General features: G+C 66.6%; 17 protein-coding genes and 1 tRNA gene. 12 read left to right on the forward strand and 6 right to left on the reverse strand.

Annotated elements, in window-relative coordinates; genetic code table 11:
* Positions 1-139: 139 nt before the first annotated feature.
* Complete coding sequence (locus tag HF886_RS16630) at positions 140-1,267, reverse strand: isocitrate/isopropylmalate family dehydrogenase (RefSeq protein ID WP_346765391.1); 1,128 nt, start codon at positions 1,265-1,267, stop codon at positions 140-142.
* Positions 1,268-1,286: 19 nt separating this feature from the next.
* Between HF886_RS16630 and HF886_RS16635 the strand changes: the two genes are divergently transcribed.
* From HF886_RS16635 to trxA, 3 genes are all read left to right on the forward strand, one after another.
* On the forward strand, positions 1,287-1,805 hold the full coding sequence (locus tag HF886_RS16635; RefSeq protein WP_169652898.1) for a 2'-5' RNA ligase family protein: 519 nt from the start codon (positions 1,287-1,289) through the stop codon (positions 1,803-1,805).
* 232 nt (positions 1,806-2,037) lie between these two features.
* A complete protein-coding gene (locus tag HF886_RS16640) occupies positions 2,038-3,060 on the forward strand; it encodes a helix-turn-helix domain-containing protein (RefSeq protein WP_169652899.1) in 1,023 nt (340 codons plus the stop codon).
* 121 nt (positions 3,061-3,181) lie between these two features.
* On the forward strand, positions 3,182-3,553 hold the full coding sequence (gene trxA / locus HF886_RS16645) for a thioredoxin (protein WP_169652900.1): 372 nt from the start codon (positions 3,182-3,184) through the stop codon (positions 3,551-3,553).
* A 118-nt stretch (positions 3,554-3,671) separates the two neighbouring features.
* On the opposite strand, the gene polA is transcribed toward trxA, so the two are convergent.
* Entirely contained in the window at positions 3,672-6,395 is a 2,724-nt protein-coding gene (gene polA, locus HF886_RS16650) for a DNA polymerase I (protein WP_169620025.1), read from the reverse strand.
* Positions 6,396-6,672: 277 nt separating this feature from the next.
* On the opposite strand from polA, the gene HF886_RS16655 reads away from it, so the two are divergent.
* Genes HF886_RS16655 through HF886_RS16670 form a run of 4 tightly spaced genes read left to right on the forward strand, consistent with a single transcriptional unit; the run spans position 6,673 to position 10,797 of the window.
* Entirely contained in the window at positions 6,673-7,980 is a 1,308-nt protein-coding gene (locus HF886_RS16655; protein WP_169652901.1) for a branched-chain amino acid ABC transporter permease, read from the forward strand.
* 3 nt (positions 7,981-7,983) lie between these two features.
* Positions 7,984-8,973 carry a branched-chain amino acid ABC transporter permease gene (locus tag HF886_RS16660; protein ID WP_169620027.1) on the forward strand — a complete coding sequence of 330 codons (990 nt, stop codon included), beginning with the start codon at positions 7,984-7,986 and terminating at the stop codon, positions 8,971-8,973.
* Positions 8,966-9,982 carry an ABC transporter ATP-binding protein gene (locus HF886_RS16665; protein ID WP_169620028.1) on the forward strand — a complete coding sequence of 339 codons (1,017 nt, stop codon included), beginning with the start codon at positions 8,966-8,968 and terminating at the stop codon, positions 9,980-9,982. Before HF886_RS16660 ends, HF886_RS16665 begins: the two co-directional genes overlap by 8 nt.
* Positions 9,979-10,797 carry an ABC transporter ATP-binding protein gene (locus tag HF886_RS16670; protein ID WP_169620029.1) on the forward strand — a complete coding sequence of 273 codons (819 nt, stop codon included), beginning with the start codon at positions 9,979-9,981 and terminating at the stop codon, positions 10,795-10,797. The genes HF886_RS16665 and HF886_RS16670 overlap by 4 nt, the downstream gene beginning before the upstream one ends.
* 74 nt (positions 10,798-10,871) lie before the next feature.
* Here the strand turns inward: HF886_RS16670 and HF886_RS16675 are convergent, their stop codons facing one another.
* Together HF886_RS16675 and HF886_RS16680 are read right to left on the reverse strand one after the other, a co-directional pair.
* Positions 10,872-12,200, reverse strand: coding sequence for an ABC transporter substrate-binding protein (locus tag HF886_RS16675; protein WP_169620030.1), 1,329 nt, complete (start codon positions 12,198-12,200; stop codon positions 10,872-10,874).
* 154 nt (positions 12,201-12,354) lie between these two features.
* Positions 12,355-12,969: an ANTAR domain-containing response regulator gene (locus HF886_RS16680; RefSeq protein ID WP_169620031.1), complete on the reverse strand. Its 615-nt coding sequence runs from the start codon at positions 12,967-12,969 to the stop codon at positions 12,355-12,357.
* 111 nt (positions 12,970-13,080) lie between these two features.
* On the opposite strand from HF886_RS16680, the gene HF886_RS16685 reads away from it, so the two are divergent.
* Together HF886_RS16685 and lexA are read left to right on the forward strand one after the other, a co-directional pair.
* Positions 13,081-13,157, forward strand: a tRNA-Leu gene (locus HF886_RS16685).
* 118 nt (positions 13,158-13,275) lie between these two features.
* Positions 13,276-13,914 (forward strand): transcriptional repressor LexA, encoded by a 639-nt coding sequence (lexA, locus tag HF886_RS16690; protein WP_206038873.1) that lies wholly within the window; start codon positions 13,276-13,278, stop codon positions 13,912-13,914.
* A gap of 48 nt (positions 13,915-13,962) precedes the next feature.
* Here lexA and HF886_RS16695 read toward each other — a convergent pair whose 3' ends face one another.
* Both HF886_RS16695 and HF886_RS16700 read right to left on the reverse strand, forming a co-directional pair.
* Positions 13,963-14,355 carry a hypothetical protein gene (locus tag HF886_RS16695; protein WP_169620033.1) on the reverse strand — a complete coding sequence of 131 codons (393 nt, stop codon included), beginning with the start codon at positions 14,353-14,355 and terminating at the stop codon, positions 13,963-13,965.
* Positions 14,356-14,626: 271 nt separating this feature from the next.
* Positions 14,627-15,205, reverse strand: a complete 579-nt coding sequence (locus HF886_RS16700) for a dihydrofolate reductase family protein (protein WP_277351053.1) — start codon at positions 15,203-15,205, stop codon at positions 14,627-14,629.
* A gap of 172 nt (positions 15,206-15,377) precedes the next feature.
* Between HF886_RS16700 and HF886_RS16705 the strand changes: the two genes are divergently transcribed.
* The 3 genes from HF886_RS16705 to HF886_RS16715 are packed head-to-tail and all read left to right on the forward strand — an operon-like array spanning position 15,378 to position 17,539.
* Positions 15,378-16,622, forward strand: coding sequence for an MFS transporter (locus tag HF886_RS16705; protein ID WP_169652904.1), 1,245 nt, complete (start codon positions 15,378-15,380; stop codon positions 16,620-16,622).
* A 3-nt stretch (positions 16,623-16,625) separates the two neighbouring features.
* A complete protein-coding gene (locus HF886_RS16710) occupies positions 16,626-16,991 on the forward strand; it encodes a metalloregulator ArsR/SmtB family transcription factor (protein ID WP_169620036.1) in 366 nt (121 codons plus the stop codon).
* Between the two features lie 56 nt (positions 16,992-17,047).
* Complete coding sequence (locus tag HF886_RS16715; protein WP_240955185.1) at positions 17,048-17,539, forward strand: nitroreductase family deazaflavin-dependent oxidoreductase; 492 nt, start codon at positions 17,048-17,050, stop codon at positions 17,537-17,539.
* The last annotated feature ends 229 nt before the right edge of the window (positions 17,540-17,768 follow it).

A 17,768-nucleotide genomic window follows, 5' to 3' on the forward strand; every position in this document is an offset into this window, starting at 1 on the left:
GTCCGGAATGTCCGGTGCTTTCGGTGGGATGTGTGTCGCCGGTGTGCCCCCTGCCGTGGGTGCGCACTGCTTCTTTCACAGAGAAACAGTATCCACTCCGGTGCCCGTGCGGCCGAATCCCGCGCCGATCGCTCCGGGGTCAGAGGTCGCGCACGCGCGCGATCAGGGCATCGGTGAACTCGGCGGTCGACGCCGTGCCGCCGAGGTCGGCGGTGGCGATTCCGGAGCCGACCGTCGCGTCCACGGCAGCGTCGATCCTGCGCGCAGCTGCGGCGAAGGAAGGATCGGATGTGTCGCCGATCCGGTCGAGAAGCATTGCCGCAGAAGATATCAGCGCGATGGGATTGGCCCGGCCGAGACCGGCGATGTCGGGCGCGGCACCGTGTGACGCCTGCGCCATCGTTCTGGTGCCCGAGGCGTTGACCGACGCCGCGGTGCCGAGCGAACCCGACAACTCGGCGGTCAGATCGGAGAGGATGTCGCCGAACATGTTTTCGGTCACGATGACGTCGTACCGGTCGCCGTGCCGGACCAGCAGCGCTGCCATCGCGTCGACGTGGGCGTCGTCGACCTGCACGCTCGGATAGTCGCGGCCTACTTCGCGGCACACGTCCCGGAACAGTCCCGTGGTCATCGACAGCACATTTGCCTTGTGGACGATGGTGACGCGGCCGCGGCGCTTCGACGCGAGGTCGAACGCGGTCCGGGCGATCCGCTCACACGCAGCCCGTGTGACGACACCCACGGCAAGGGCGACGTCGGGGGTCGGCATGAATTCACCGCTTCCGACCGCCATGTTGCGGTCCGCGTAGAAGCCCTCCGTGTTCTCACGGACGACCACCAGGTCCATCGCCGGTGAGACGGCCCGCACGCCGGCGAGTGTGCGCGCGGGCCGGATGTTGGCATAGAGGTCGAAGTGCTTGCGGATGCGTCCGCCGGGAGTCAGTTGTCTCCGGTACGGCTCCGGGTACGACGCACTGTCGTGCGGACCCAGGATCCACGCGTCTAGGCCCTCGAGCGCGTCGAGCGTCTCCTCGGGCAAGGGCGTGCCGTGCGTGTCGATCGCCTCGGCCCCGATCGGCAGCGGGACCCACTCCACCCCGATTCCTCCGGCCGCGGCGACCGCCGCATCCACGACCTCCCGCGTTGCCGGGACGATCTCGTGGCCGATGCCGTCGCCTTCGAGAAGGCCGATGCGGTGTGGACCTGTTCCGGGGAGCGCTGCCGGTCGTGTCGCGTCGCGGGGCGTTGCGGTCTGGTCGGTCACCCGGTCATCATTGCTCACCATGGTGCAGTCGGTGGAACTGCTGCTCGACGACCGCCTCGACGCGGCGGTGCGTGACGAGTGGACACGCATGCTCGACGGGGGAATCGACAGTCAGGGCCGTGTCCGCTCCCCGACCAATCGCCCGCACGTGACCCTGTTCGTCTCGGCCGAGATCCCGGCCGAGGTCGAGGACGCCGTACGCGCGACCCTCACCGACACTCCCCTGCCTGTGCGGCTCGGGGGTGCCATCGTGTTCGGCGATCGGCACGCGACCCTCGCGCGCCTGGTCGTACCGTCGTCCGCGCTCCTCGATCTGCATGCGCGGATCTACGAACTGCTGAAAGTGTGCCCCGGGATACCGGCACACATCCGGCCCGGCGAGTGGACCCCGCACGTGACCCTGGCCCGGCGGGTTCCTGCCGATCGCATCGGAGCGGCCCTCGTCGCGGCACATATCGGGGGCCACGACCTGAGCGGGACGAGTGCCGGGATCCGCCGGTGGGACGGCGCAGCCAAGCGCGAATGGCGTCTGGTCTGACCGCGTACCCGGAGGGTGCTCAGAACGTGTAGTCGCCGAATTGCGTTGTCTCCAAGTGGGTATCGGGCGTCCTCCCGAGGAGCGCGAGCACGTCCAGGACCAGCAACACGGCCAGGAACAGAATCAGCAGCGAGATCATGGTTACCAGCGTCGCCCTCGTCCACCCGCCACAACAGTGGCAGAAAAGACATGATTACTCGCTTTCCTGCCACCCAGGGTGCAGACTGACGTCATGGCCGACAAACTCGAGACAGTGGTGGTCCCGGTCCTGCCCCGGACCGAGATGTTCGAACTCGGTGTCGCGTGCGAGGTCTTCGGATTCGACCGATCCGACGACGGCCTGCCCACCTACGATTTCTCGCTGATCGCCGGGAGCCCGACTCCGTCCCGGACCCGCTTCGGGTTCACGGTCGACGCGCCCTACGACCTGACGAAGATCGACGAAGCCGATCTGGTGGTGCTTCCCGCCGGCGGCACGGACATGGCCTCCCTCGACGATCCGTCCTTCCTCTGCGGGAAGGGTGCCGACGCATCCGAACTCGAACCGCTGTTCGAGCGTCTCCGCGCGGCAGTCGACCGCGGTGCCCGCGTTGCGAGCCTGTGCACCGGAGCGTTCCTCCTGGGTGCGGCGGGGCTTCTCGACGGCCGGCGCTGCACGACCCACTGGCGACATGCCGAGCGACTCGCCCGGATGTACCCCGAGGCGCGGGTCGACCCCAATGTCCTCTACGTCGACGACGGCTCGGTGCTCACCAGCGCGGGCACCGCAGCCGGCATCGATCTGTGCCTGCACATCGTGCGCACGGTGCAGGGCTCCCACGTCGCCAACTCCATCGCCCGGCGCATGGTCGTTCCCCCGCACCGCGACGGCGGCCAAGCGCAGTACGTCGCGATGCCGCTGCCGGAATGCGAATCCGAGGCTCTGGCCCCGCTCCTCGACTGGATGACCGAGAATCTGGGCCTCGACCTGCCCGTTCCGGCGCTCGCCGCGCGGGTGCACATGTCGCCGCGGACCTTCGCGCGGCGTTTCGCCGCCGAGACCGGCACCACTCCGGCACGGTGGTTGCGCGACCAGCGCGTTCTCGCTGCCCAGCGACTTCTCGAGCACAGCGACCTCCCGGTCGACGTGGTGGCGGACCGCGTCGGGTTCGGTACCGCCGCGGTGCTCCGGCAGCATTTCCTGCGGCTTCGGCAGACCACGCCCCAGGCTTATCGGCGTGCGTTCCGAGCAGCCGAAGCGGTACCGGTGTCCTGACCACCGGGCCCGATCGACGGGCCGAGCACGCCGCACGGGCGGAACCACTCGCGTAGCGTGGCGGGAAGAAAACGAGACGTCCGGATGTTGGAACCGTCGATACGCCGACGAAAGGATTTCCGTGGCAACCCAAGCTCTCACGCAGCAGAACTTCGATGAGGTCGTCACCAGTAACGACATCGTGCTCGTCGACTTCTGGGCCGATTGGTGCGGCCCGTGCAAGCAGTTCGCCCCGACCTTCGAGGCATCGTCCGAGGAGCACCCCGACGTGGTGCACGCCAAGGTCGACACCGAGGCCGAGCAGGGCATCGCGGCAGCGGCGAACATCAGGTCGATCCCGACGATCATGGCCTTCCGGGAAGGCATTCTCGTCTACAACCAGGCCGGTGCCCTTCCCCCGGCTGCCCTCTCCGATCTCGTGAGCCAGGTCAAGGCACTCGATATGGAAGATGTGCGCAAGCAGATCGCGGAAGCGCAGAACGCCCAGAACTGACCGACCCGGACCACGGTCCGTCGCGGCCGTGCCTCCCCGTCACGACAACGTCCTCCCCACCCCGCGCGGGTAGGGAGGACGTTGTCGTCTTTGCCCGGTATCCGGTGGGTGCGGCCCGTCAGTGGGCGGCGGCGTCCCAGCTGCGGCCGTAGCCGACCGAGACATCGAGCGGCACCGACAAGTCGATCACGGAGTCCATCTTCTCCCGCACGATCGCCTCGACCTGCTCGCGTTCCTCGTCGACGACCTCGAGAACGAGTTCGTCGTGCACCTGGAGCAGCATCCGGGACCGCAGGTCCGCGGCCCGCAGCGCGCGCTGCACATCGATCATGGCCACCTTGATGATGTCGGCAGCCGTGCCCTGAATCGGGGCATTCAGCGCCGCGCGCTCGGCCACCTCCCGGCGTTGACGATTGTCGCTGTTGAGGTCCGGCAGGTAGCGGCGTCGCCCGTACAGCGTCGAGGTGTAACCGACCTTGCGGGCCTCCTCGACCACATTGTGGAGGTAGTCGCGCACCCCACCGAACCGGGTGAAGTACGCCTCCATCTGCGCACGCGCCTCGTCCGCGGAGATCTTGAGCTGTTGCGCGAGACCATAGGCGCTCAGCCCGTAGGCCAAACCGTAGGACATGGCCTTGACCCGGCGTCGCAATTCCGGAGTGACCTCCTCGAGCGGCACCCCGAACGCCCGCGACGCGACGAACGTGTGGAGATCTTCCCCGGTGCGGAAGGCTTCGATCAGTCCTTCGTCGCCCGAGAGGTGCGCCATGATGCGCATTTCGATCTGGCTGTAGTCGGCGGTGAGGAGCATGTCGAAGCCGTTGCCGACGACGAAACCCTCGCGGATCTGCCGTCCCGCATCGGTTCGTACGGGGATGTTCTGCAGGTTCGGCTCGGTCGACGACAGCCGGCCGGTTGCCGCGACCGTCTGGTTGAACGTGGTGTGGATCCTGCCGTCGTCGGCCACCGATTTGATGAGCCCGTCGACCGTCGTCTTCATCTTGGTCGACTCACGGTGTGCGAGAAGATGTTCGAGGAACGGGTGGCCGGTCTTGTCGAACAGGCCCTGCAGTGCGTCCGCGTCGGTGGTGTACCCGGTCTTGGTCTTCTTCGTCTTCGGCATGTCCAGTTCGTCGAACAGCACGACCTGCAACTGCTTCGGCGAGCCGAGATTGATCTGCTTTCCGATGACCTCGTATGCGGCATTCGCGGCGGCGGCGACGTCGGCGGCGAAACCGGACTGAAGGTCGTGCAGGTGGTCCGCATCCACGGCGATGCCGGTGGCCTCGATGTCTGCCAGCACTTCGAGCAGCGGCAGTTCCATCTCGGACAGCAACGCCACCGACTCGATGTCGGCCAGTTCGGCGTCGAGCGCCGTGGCCAGGTCGACCACCGCGCGGGCAGCGAGGATCTGAGTCTGTGCGGCCTCCTCGTCGACGGCGTCTGCATCGTCGAGCAGGGACAACTGACCGTCGCCGTTGCTTTCCGCCCGCAGTTCCCGCTTGAGGTAACGCAACGACAGGTCGTCGAGCTTGAAGCTGCGCTGTCCCGGCCGGACGAGGTACGCGGCGAGCGCGGTGTCGCTGGTGAGGCCCGCGAGTGTCCAGCCTCTGCCACGCAAGGCGTGGATCGCCGATTTCGCTTCGTGCAAAGCCTTTTCGACGGCCGGGTCGGCGAGCCACGCGGCGAGCGCGGCGTCGTCCTCGGGAGTGAGAGCGATCGTCGTGACGTAGGCGCCTTCACCGTCGGCTGCCGCGATCGCCACAGCAGTGGCCTCGCCGCCGTACGGCGTTCCGGATCCGACCACCGACAATCCGTGGCGGTGGCCCGCCACAGCGTGCGTGGCGAGCCAGTCGCCGAGCGCACCGGGCTCGACGATCCCGCCGCGCACCTCGAAACCCTCTTCGGCTTCGGGCGCGGACGAGGCGAGCGTCTCGAAGAGGCGATCTCGCAGCACCCGGAACTCGAGGTCGTCGAACAAGCGGTGGATGCGGTCGCGATCCCAGGGCGCGAGCGCGAGCTGATCCGGAGAGTAGGGCAGCGCCACGTCGCGCACCATCTCGGTGAGCTGCCGGTTGAGCAGGACGTTGGACAGGTTCTCGCGGAGCGCGTCGCCCGTCTTGCCACGCACCTCGTCGACCCTGTCGACGAGACCGCTGAGGCTGCCGTACTCCCTGATCCACTTCGCGGCGGTCTTCTCCCCCACGCCCGGAATACCCGGCAGATTGTCGCTCGGATCACCGCGCAACGCCGCGAAGTCGGGATACTGCGCCGGTGTCAGGCCGTACTTCTCCTCGACCGCCTCGGGGGTGAAGCGAGTCAGGTCGGAGACCCCGCGACGTGGATACAGCACGGTGATGTCGTCGTTGACGAGTTGGAGCGCGTCGCGGTCGCCGGTCACCACCAGCACCTTGTAGCCCAGGGCGTTGGCCTGCGTCGCGAGTGTGGCGATGAGGTCGTCGGCTTCGTACCCCTCGATCGCCATCACGGGAATGCCCATCGCGCCGAGCACATCTTTCGTGAGTTCGATCTGACCCTTGAACTCGTCGGGTGCGGCGCTGCGCTGGGCCTTGTAGGCGGCGAACAGCTCTGCCCGGAAGGTCTTGCGGCTGACGTCGAAGGCCGCCGCCACGTGCGTGGGCTGCTCGTCGCGCAGCAGGTTGATGAGCATGGAGGTGAACCCGTACACCGCGTTGGTGGTCTGCCCGCTGTGGGTCTTGAAGTTCTCTGCCGGCAGCGCATAGAAGGCACGGAAAGCCAGAGAGTGTCCGTCGAGAAGAAGAAGGGTCGGGCGGGCGTCGGCGTCCGCAGTGGGCGTAGTCGAGGAGGATGCACGGGTCACGCGCTCAGTCTAGGGACCGGTCCCGACACCCGTCGAAGCCGCAAGTGCGGTGACACGGGGTCGCCGGCTCCGAAACACAGGTGTTTTCGTGAGATACGGGAACGAAACACGTGGGAAACCGGGGATGTCGGTGCATTTCCGTTACAGACGCTAAAGTGCCCACTCACGACACCGCCCCAGGCGTCGCGCTCGACAACATTGCACCTGATTCGGGAGGACCTGCGTGGCCCCTACGGTGAGACTCCGGAGACGTCGATGGGCGTCCGGATTCCAAATCGTGCTATTGCTCCTGGCGGCGGTTTTCGGCTTAGCGATAGGAGCCGGCACCGCCGCCGCCCAAGACCCTCCGGAGCCCTCGCCGACAGGCACCACAGCACCTCCCGCCGACGCACCACCGGTTGCGGACGATGCCGTCACGGTTCGCGGCACGCTCAACAATGCGGGAGAACGACTGGACGGCGTGACGGTCCGTGCGTCGGACGCGGCCGGCGAGGTCGTCGGCGAAACGGAGTCCGCGGACGGTGGCCGGTGGGAACTCGCGGTGCCGCCGGGGACATACGTCTTCGAGGTCATCGGTGAGAGCCTCCCCGACGACGTGACCGTGCAGTCGACCGTGACCCGCGATGTCGCCGCCGGCCAGCCCAACACCGTGATCTTCTCGTTCGGTGAGGCAAGGTCCGGATCGAATGTGGCGTTCGCGGAGACACTGATCCGCACGATTGTCGACGGCTTACGGTTCGGCCTGATCATCGCCATCGCAGGCGTCGGTCTGAGCCTGATCTTCGGGACGACCGGCCTGACGAACTTCGCGCACGGCGAGTTGGTGACGTTGGGCGCGGTCGCGGCCTGGGTCTTCAACGTCAGCTTCGGCATCCACCTGATACCGGCGACGATCCTCGCGATCATCGTCGGCGTCATCATCGGCTGGCTCAACAACGCGCTGGTCTGGGCTCCCCTACGGCGGCGGCGCACCGGCCTGATCGCACAGCTCGTGGTGTCGATCGGTCTCGCCATCGCGTTGCGATACCTGATCCTCATCTTCTTCTCCGACCGCGCTCAGCCCTACAGCGACTACCAAGCACAGCGTCAGCTCCAGTGGGGTCCGCTCGCGATCACCCCGGTCAATCTCGCGTGCATCGTGATCAGCCTGGTGGTGCTCGTCGGGGTGGCCTTGCTGCTCCAGCGCACCCGGATCGGCAAAGCGATGCGCGCGGTCGCCGACAATCGCGATCTCGCCGCGTCGTCGGGCATCGACGTCGAGAAGGTGATCCGCTTCGTGTGGGGCCTCGGCGGCGGACTCGCCGCGCTCGGCGGTGTGTTGTTCGGTCTCTCCGAACTCGGAGGACGCGTCCAGTGGGAGATGGGCTTCAAGCTGCTCCTGCTGATGTTCGCCGGAATCATCCTCGGCGGACTCGGAACGGCGTACGGCGCGCTACTCGGCTGCGTCGTGGTCGGGCTGCTCGTGCAGTTGTCCACACTGGTGATCAATCCCGACCTGAAGTACATCGGCGGCCTGCTGGTACTCATCGTGATTCTGGTCATCCGCCCTCAGGGCATCCTCGGCAGCAGAACAAGGATCGGGTGACACATGGACCTCCTCGCTGTTCTCCAAGTGTCCTTCGCGCAGATGATCGGCCCGTCGGCCATCTTCTATGCGCTTCTCGCAATCGGCCTCAACCTCCACTTCGGTTACGCGGGCCTGCTCAACTTCGGCCAGATCGGCTTCGCGCTGCTCGGCGGGTACGGAGTGGGCATCATGACGGTCACCTACGGCCAGCCGCTGTGGATGGGTGTACTCGTCGGGCTCGCACTCCCTGCGCTGCTCGCCCTCCTGCTCGGTATCCCGACGCTCCGTCTCCGAGCCGACTATCTGGCGATCGCAACGATTGCCGCAGCCGAGATCCTGCGGTTGGTGTTCCGGTCCACCGCCTCCGACTCCGTCACCGGGTCGACCCGCGGCCTGTGGGGATTCGCAGGTCCGTTCACGGCGTGGAGCCCCTTCGATTCCGGTAAGCAGTACAACCTGCTCGGGATGCGCTTCTACGGCGACGACCTGTGGGCGATGGTGGTCGGCTGGACGCTCGTGCTCGTCCTGTGCGGCGTCGTCTACCTGCTGTCCCACAGCCCGTGGGGACGCGTCCTCAAAGCGGTCCGAGAGGACGAGGACGCCGCCCGCGCCCTCGGCAAGAACGTGTTCGTCTACAAGATGCAGGCTCTCGTATTGGGCGGCATGATCGGCGGCCTCGGCGGCATCTTCAACGCGCTGCAGACCAAGTCCATCAACCCGGACTTCTATTCCACTGCGCAGACGTTCTTCGCGTTCGGCGCGTTGATCCTCGGCGGCGCGGCCACCGTGTTCGGCCCGGTCCTCGGGGCGATGCTGTTCTGGTTCATCCTCACGCTCCCGGACGCATTCCTGCGCCAGGCGATCTCCGGACCCGATCCGCTGATCTCCCTCACCGAACAGCAGGTCGGGGCGATGCGATTCGTCCTCCTCGGCATCCTCATCGCGGTGATGATGGTGTTCCGTCCACAAGGAATCCTGGGCAGCAAGCGGGAGGTACAACTCGATGCCTGACACCACCATCCGCACGCCTCTGTCGCGCGAACAACGAGTCGCCGTGTTCGCGGATGTCCCCCACGATCCGGGAAGCCCGAAGGTTGATCCGATCCTCGTCGTCGACGACGTTTCCCGGACCTTCGGTGGGCTCAAAGCCGTGGACGTCGCTCACCTCGAGATCCAGCGCGGCTGCATCACCGGCCTGATCGGGCCGAACGGAGCAGGCAAGACGACCCTGTTCAATCTGCTCACCGGTTTCGACCACGCGGATACCGGAACGTGGAGCATGGACGGCCACTCACTCGGCCGCATGGCTCCGCACCGTGTCGCGCGGCACGGCATCGTGCGCACGTTCCAGCTCACCAAGGCGCTGTCGAAGATGACGGTGCTCGACAACGTCCGTCTGGGAGCACGTCACCAGACGGGTGAGCGGATGGCCGGCGCGCTGCTCCCCTGGACGTGGCACGCGCAGGAGCGCGCCATCACCGAACGCGCCCACGCACTGCTCGCCCGGTTCAACCTCGAGCAGAAGGCCGACGATCTCGCCGGGTCATTGTCCGGCGGACAGCGCAAACTGCTCGAGATGGCACGCGCACTGATGACCGATCCCACGATCGTGATGCTCGACGAGCCGATGGCCGGCGTGAATCCTGCACTGACGCAAAGCCTTCTCGGGCACATCAAATCGCTGTGCGACGACGGTATGACCGTGGTGTTCGTCGAGCACGACATGGATGTCATCCGCGACATCTCCGATTGGGTGGTGGTGATGGCCCAGGGATCGGTGATCGCCGAAGCACCGCCGGACGAACTCGCGAACAACAATGCGGTCGTCGACGCCTACCTCGGCAGCCACCACGACCAGGCACTCGAGTTCGACGACGAGGGCAATCCCGTCGGCGCGACCGCGGAGTTGGCGGAGGTGCTCGCCGAGGCGGAGGCCCAGGTTCTCGAGTCCGGAGCCGACCTGTCCGACCCCGACGCGGTACGCCCCACCGATCTACCAGGATCCCAGGAGAAGTCATGAGCGACACCCCACCCACCGGGTCCATGACCCCGGCCGAATCGGCCGCGACTCCCGGCGAACACGCGCGGTTGGCCGAGGGTGCGCTCGTGCGCGCGGACGACGTCGTCGCCGGCTACTTCCCCGGCGTCGACATCCTGCGTGGCTGCAACTTCTTTCTCCGCGAGGGTGAGATCGTCGGGATCATCGGCCCGAACGGTGCCGGTAAATCCACTCTGCTCAAAGCGCTCTTCGGCCTGATCCCGGTGCGGCGGGGCGAAGTCACGCTCCGGGGCGAATCGATCACCTCGGAGCCCGCGCACGTCCTCGTGCGCAAGGGCGTGGGGTACGTCCCGCAGACGCAGAACGTCTTTCCGTCGCTGACCATCGAGGAAAATCTCGAGATGGGAATCTACCTGCGGCCCAAGCAGTTCAGTGAGCAGTTCGACCGGGTCTCGACCCTGTTCCCCCTTCTCGGGGAACGCCGCAAGGTCAAGGCAGGAGCGTTGTCCGGTGGTGAGCGGCAGATGGTGGCGATGGGCCGCGCACTGATGATGGATCCGTCGGTCCTGCTTCTCGACGAACCGTCGGCGGGCTTGTCGCCGATGTTCCAGGACGAGGTGTTCATCCGCTGCAAGAAGATCAATGCCGCGGGCGTGTCGATCATCATGGTCGAGCAGAACGCGCGGCGCTGCCTGCAGATCTGTGACCGCGGGTACGTGCTCGATCAGGGCCGTAACGCCTACACCGACACCGGGTCCAACCTCATGCACGACCCCAAGGTCATCGAGTTGTATCTCGGGACTCTCGCGGGCAGCAAGGAGAAGAAGACTCCCTGACGCGCTCGCCCGAACATACGACGGGGCCGGTCATCCATCGGATGACCGGCCCCGTCGTATGTTTCCTGCGTCTGTCAGCCACCCACGACGATGTAATCCTCGGTCGTCAAGGTGTTGTCGGGTCCGAAGACGAGACGGCCGTACGAACCGACTCCGGGCTCACCGGCATCCACGAACGACAGCTCGCCGGTCGCGCCGTCGTAGTCGATGTCCTGTCCCGATGCGAGGAGGTCCTTGCACTGCTGGAAGGTCGTGCACTTCTCGCCGTCCTTCGTGACCGCGTTGATGTTCGCCGCGATGTCGACGCCGGCGGTGGAGCCGGCCACCTCGGCGGCGAGCGCCGACACGACAGCTGCGTCGTAAGACTCTCCGGCGTAGTTGAAGTCGATCAGCGCGGGATCGACCTCGAGCAGGCGCTGCTGGAAGGCCTCACCGGTGTCGGTGAGAGGGGTCGTACCCGCCATGCCCGCGAGCAGGCCGTCGGCGACACTGTCGCCGAGCGCGTTGCCCATGTTCCCGTCGACACCGAAGACCGCCATGCCGTCGGACGGGCCGATGCCGACCTCGTGCATACGCGTGATGATCTTGGCCGATTCCTCGAACCCGATGAGCGCCACGGCGTCAGGACTGAAGTTGGCGACCTGGTCGACCTCGGCGTTGAAGGACTGCGCGTTGGGGTCGTAGATGATCTTCTGGATCTGGTCTTCCGGGATACCGGCGTCGACGAGGTTCGTCACGGTGTTCTCGGCCAGGCCCGTGCCGTACGGATCGTTCAGCGCGAGGATCGAGACGCGCTGAGCGCCGTCCTCGGCGATGAGCTGAGCAAGTGCCTGCGCCTGCAGGGAGTCCGTGGGCGCGGTACGGAAGTACATGCCGCCGTCGGCGTAACACACGAACTGATCGGACGTGTTGGCAGGAGAGAACATGACCACGCCCGCGCTGGCGATCTTGTCGATGACCTTGAGCGAGACCGACGACGACGCCGCACCGATGATCACCTGGGTACCCGCGGCGAGTTCCCGGTCGACGGTGGCGTTCGCCGTATCGGTGGTGGTGTCGCCCGAGTCGCCCGGGATCAGCTCCACGGGCTGGTTCAGGACGCCGCCGGCAGCATTGATCTCGTCCACGGCCAGGCGCACCGCCGCGACCTCGGGCGGACCGAGGAACGCGAGGCTGCCCGTCTCGGGGAGCAGGGTGCCGATCTTCAGCGGGCCGGTCGCCGGGGTCGCACCGGGCGTGGCCTGTTCGGGTTCGCAGTCGGTGTCGACAGTCGTGGCGGTCGCGGAACCACCGCCCTCGGCAGAACCACTCGTGGAATCGTCGCTGTCCGAGCTACAACCCGCGAGTGCGAGTGTCACAGCACCGAGAACCGCAGCGGCGCGGACATAGGTCCGTTTTGCCATCCAACTCTCCTTCAATCGCCTGTCCCCCCGGCTGATGCGCCGGACGTGGGTCGAAACATAGCCGGAGAAGTGACGATTCGAACACAGCCGAAATCGTTGTGACCCGACCGTTATATTTCGGGCAGGAGAATTGATGTGGCCGTAACGAGCGGAGTCAGCCTGCCGCTTCGGAACCGAGGGTGTCGACGATGACCTCGGCGACCTGCTTCATGGTGGTACGGCGGTCCATGGCGGCACGCTGGATCCAGCGGAACGCCTCCGGTTCGGTCATCGCGTGCTTCGCCATGAGCAGGCCTTTGGCCCGGTCGATGAGTTTGCGGGCCTCGAACCGCTCCGACAGCCCGGCGACTTCACGTTCGAGTTCGCGCAATTCGGCGAACCGGCTCACCGCCACCTCGATCGCGGGAACGAGGTCGCTCTTGGAGAACGGCTTGACCAGATAGGCCATCGCTCCGGCGTCGCGAGCACGTTCGACGAGGTCGCGCTGGCTGAAGGCTGTGAGAATAACCACAGGCGCGATGCGGCGCTGCGCGATCTCCGACGCTGCGTCGATCCCGTCCCGGCGGGGCATCTTCACGTCCATGATCACGAGGTCGGGCGAGAGTTCCTCTGCCAGTTCCACCGCCCGCTGGCCGTCGCCCGCCTCCCCGACGACGTCGTACCCTTCTTCGCGCAGCATTTCCACCAGGTCGAGCCTGATCAGCGTCTCGTCTTCCGCAACGACGACCCTCCGGGGGGTTGCGGTGCTGTCGTGCGGCGCGGTTGTCATGATCGGCCCTTCCCATCGTGCTCTGGCGGCCCCCGCGAAGGGGTGGAACGATTGAAGGGTACCGGTGTTTGACCGCCACGCCTGATCCCTTACAGTGGTCTCCGCAAGCACGCCCTCGTATCCCAATTGGCAGAGGAAACGGATTCAAAACCCGTGCAGTGTGAGTTCGAGTCTCACCGAGGGCACCACCACACCGGTCGACGAATGATGGTGCGGCACCACCTGCGTGGTCCCGCACCATCGCCCGTTTCAGGAGTCCGGCCACTCCCCTAGGATCGCCGGGTGACCGGTTACGACGATCTCGATATGTTCAGCGGCCTCGACGCCTCCGCCCTTCCCCATCGCCAGCAACTGATTCTGGCGACCATCAGGGATTGGGTGGCCTCCCACGGTTCCGCTCCGAGCACCCGGCAGATCGCCGATGCGGTCGGCCTGAAATCGACGTCGACGGTGTCGAAGCATCTGCGACTCCTCGAGGATGCGGGTTTCCTGCGCCGTGGCTCCGCGATGGCACGCCAACTCGATGTGCGACCCTTCCTCGCCGGATCGTCGGCGGGCCGATCGTCCGACAACAGGGTGTCGGTGCCCGTCGTCGGCGACATCGCGGCCGGCACACCGATCCTCGCCGAGGAGCATCCCGACGAGGTGCTCGATCTCCCCCGCGAACTCGTCGGCACCGGCACCGTGTTCGGCTTGCGCGTACGCGGGGAATCGATGATCGACGCCGCGATCTGCGACGGCGATGTCGTCGTCGTCCGTCGCCAGGACGAGGCCCACTCCGGAGAGATCGTGGCGGCGATGATCGACGGCGAGGCGACCGTGAAGGTTTTCCGGCGCCGCAGCGGTCACGTCTATCTCGAACCCCGCAACGCCGCATACTCGGTGATCGACGGCGACAACGCGGTCGTGCTGGGCAAGGTGGTGTCGGTGATGCGGCGGCTCTGAGCGCCGGGCCGCCCCGCCGCACAGTGAGGTGTCGCGCGGCGGTCGGGCTCACTTCGACTGTGCGCGCATTCGGAACCTAAGGATCCGGTCCAATTCGACCGGGCCCCATAAACGGCGCGCTCCCTCGGGTGGATAAGAGAATCCTGGCACGATACGCCCGGCCATTTCGGCACCGAGCAGCACGATCACCAACGCGGGCACGAGGGTCTGCCACAAATATGCGAAACCGGGATCGGCGAGTCCTATTCCGCCAGCGCACAGCGCCGCCGGTACGTGAGGAGCGCGGAGAAACACCGTGACGGCGACGGCAGTCACGGCCGACAGCGCCGCAGCGGTCTGCGAGGGGGCGAGCAGTTCGGCGATGGTGAGCGCACCGATGGTTGCGGCGGGATACGCGCGGAGGATGACACCCGGACGCGGTCGCCCGAGCCTGCCCGCCATGCGAAGGAAGCGGCGCGGGTCCTGCTCGTGGAGTCCGTTCCGTGACGGCTCCGGGACGGAAGATGTTCTCGGACTGCACGCTTCGGAGCGCTCCCTGGTGCACGATGCCGCGCCCCGAAGTGCGCTCCATGAGGAGGATCGCCGCGGACATCGCACAGTCCGTGAGTCCGTCAGCTCCGCTGTCGAGGTACGAATCATCGCCGCCGATCCGCTTCATTCGCCCGAATCGCACCGGGCCGACAGACCACTGCTTCTACAAGTCGGAGAACCCCTACGCAGTCGGCTCCTCCGCCCGAGGAAGATAGCGGAGCAGAACGACGCCGGACCGCGCGAACGTTTTCGACTCCACCAATCGCAGATTTCGGCACCCCAGGGGAGGAAGCGGCATTCCCTTGTCGAGCAGCACCGGGAAGACCATCAGCCGGTATTCGTCGATCAGATCGTGGGAAGCGAAGGCAGAGATCGCGGTCGCCCCGGCGAAGAGTGCCAAGTCCTTACCGGGCTGTTCCTTCATCTGCGCGACCTCCCGTGGGAGGTCGTCGCCGACCCGCCGGGCCGGGCCCCAGTCGGTGGTGAGTGACGAACGCGAGAGCACGTACTTCGGCAGCGAGTTCATCCGCCGCGCCTGCTCGGCTTCGATTTCCCTGCTCGAGTTCTCGGCGGCGGGCCAATGCTGCGCCAGAAGTTCATAGGCCACGCGCCCGAAGAACATGCCGTCGATCCCGGCAAGCAACTCGGCGATGCGAGTGTCCAGTTCGTCGTCCGCGACGTCGATCCACTCGAGCTCTCCGTTCGGTCCCGCCGTGAAGCCGTCGACTGTTGTCATGACAGACAGAATTACTTTGCGCATCGTCGTCGCCTTTCGTCCGGGTCTCGACAACACGGACTCGCAACCCGCGGCGAACTCATCGGCCACAGTTGTAGAGACTGGATCATTCGCGCAATTCTCTCACCACATGTGCGCAAGTGCGCACCTGTTGGCGTATCGTGGACAGTAGGAAAATGGTTCAGGAGGTAGCCGGGTGCTCGCGACCCTGCGGAACCGCACGTTCCGCCGATTGTTCGCCGCGCAGGTGGTCGCGCTCGTCGGCACCGGCCTGCTGACCGTCGCGCTCGGCCTACTCGCATACGACCTGGCCGGCACCCAGGCCGGCGCGGTATTGGGCACGGCACTGGCGATCAAGATGGTCGCGTACGTGGTGATCGCACCGGTGATCTCGGCCCTGACCGATCACGTGCCGCGGCGGGCGCTCCTGGTGGGTGCGGATGTGGTGCGTGCGGTGATCGCACTGGCGTTGCCGTTCGTCGATCAGCCGTGGCAGATCTACGTGCTGATCTTCGTGTTGCAGTCGGCGTCGGCGACGTTCACACCCGCGTTCCAGTCGGTGATCCCGTCGGTGCTCGTCGACGAGGACGACTACACCCGGGGGCTTTCCCTCTCGCGGCTGGCCTACGACCTCGAGTCGCTGCTGAGCCCGATACTCGCAGCGGCGCTGCTGTCGGTGGTGACCTACAACTATCTGTTCCTCGGTACCGTTGCCGGGTTCGCCGCCTCTGCGCTGCTGGTGGTCTCCACGACTCTGCCGATGATCGCGCCCGCCGATCGTTCGGTCCCGCTGGTGCAGCGGGTCACCCTCGGCGCGCGGGTGATGTTCTCCCGGCCGCGGCTGAGGGGCCTTCTCGCACTGAACCTGTCGGTCGCGGCAGCGACCGGGCTGGTCCTGGTCAACACCGTCGTCTACGTCCGCGAACTCCTCGGCGGCTCGAACACCGGGGTTGCGATTGCACTCGGTATCTACGGAGGCGGGTCGATGCTGGTGGCATTGACGCTGCCCCGCCTGCTCGCCCGGATCCCGGACCGGCGGGTGATGCTCACGGGCGCGGCCCTCCTGCCGATCGGACTGACGGCGACGGTCGCGCTGCTTGTCGCCGACGCGGGCCGCGGCGCCGGGTGGGCGTTGCTCGCAGGGACCTGGCTGGTCATGGGCATGGGTACGTCGTTGATCAACACGCCGTCGGCGCGGCTGCTGCGGTTCGAATCCGAGCCGGAGAACCGGGGTGCGGTGTTCACCGCGCAGTTCTCGCTCTCGCACGCCTGCTTCTTCTTCACCTACACGATCGCGGGCTGGGTCGGGGCCACCGTAAGCCAGCCGATAGCGGCAATCACCCTCGCCGTTCTCGCTACACTCGCAGGACTCGTTGCTGCCCGGGCATGGCCGGCGCGCACCGAACCGATCACCGAGCCGGTGCCGGCAGGAAGGGCGTGAGCGATGAAGCCGGGAATCGAAGCGCCGCAACGGTCCGCGAGCCTGAGCCACCCGGTCGCGCCGGACCAGGAGCGGCTCGACGCAGCAACTTCTACATTCCGGATGCTCGCCGACCCGACCCGCTTCCATATTCTCTGGCTGCTCACGCACGGCGAAGCCGACGTCACCGCTCTGACCGATGCGTGCAGGGGCTCCCGCACCGCAGTCAGTCAACACCTGGCCAAACTGCGCTTCACCGGCCTCGTCGACACCCGCAAGGAAGGCCGGCGCGTGATCTACCGCATCCGTGACGGGCACCTCGCCCGCCTGGTCCGCGAAGGCATGAACCACGCCGACCATGTCGTCACCGGCGAACCCCCACACGAATAGACCCACCTACACTCCCCGGCGGGCTGTGCGCGGCTCGAAAGCGCAGGAGGCACACCATGAATGCAGACCGGCGCGACCCGTCCGCTCCCGACGGGCAACCACGGAAGATCCGGACCTACAGCCGGGGTCGCGCGCATCGCCTCGAGAACACTGTCATGAGTGCGCTGGTACGCGCCGGCGTCGTGCCCCACACCCACCTGCTGACCACCCGGGGCCGGCACACGGGCCGACCTCGCACCAACCCGGTGACGGTCGTCCGGCACGACGGCCGGCGCTGGCTGGTCGCGCCGTACGGCGCGGTTCCCTGGGTTCACAACGCCCGCGCCGCGGGCCACGTCCGTCTGACGCGCAGGTTCCGCAGCCACGACTATTCCGTGCGGGAAATCTCGGCACACGAGGCCGGACCCGTCCTGAAGCACTATGTCGCCGTCGCCTCAGCTACCCGGGATTACTTCGACGCCGAGAAGAACGCGCCCGCGGAAGATTTCGAAGCCGAAGCACACCTGCATCCGGCTTTCGAACTGGGTCCGCTGGAACCGCCGGAGTAGCGCACGTCTCGGTGTGCTCGCCACCGGGCATGGCACGCATCGCGGCAGTCCCGCTCACGGGAGCGGGCCCGGATTCTGTCGGAGGTCCCGTCTAGGGTTGCGCCGTATCGGAGATTGCCTCGCACCTCACCGACACGGAACGGACTCCCACCATGACGCCGCCGGTCATTCCCCCCGCACCCCGAGCTTGTTCCGGCGCTGCCCCCGCACGCCCGGCGCGAGCGCCGGG

This window comes from Rhodococcus sp. 105337 (genome assembly GCF_012844225.1).
In the GTDB taxonomy this organism is placed as follows: Bacteria; Actinomycetota; Actinomycetes; order Mycobacteriales; family Mycobacteriaceae; genus Rhodococcus.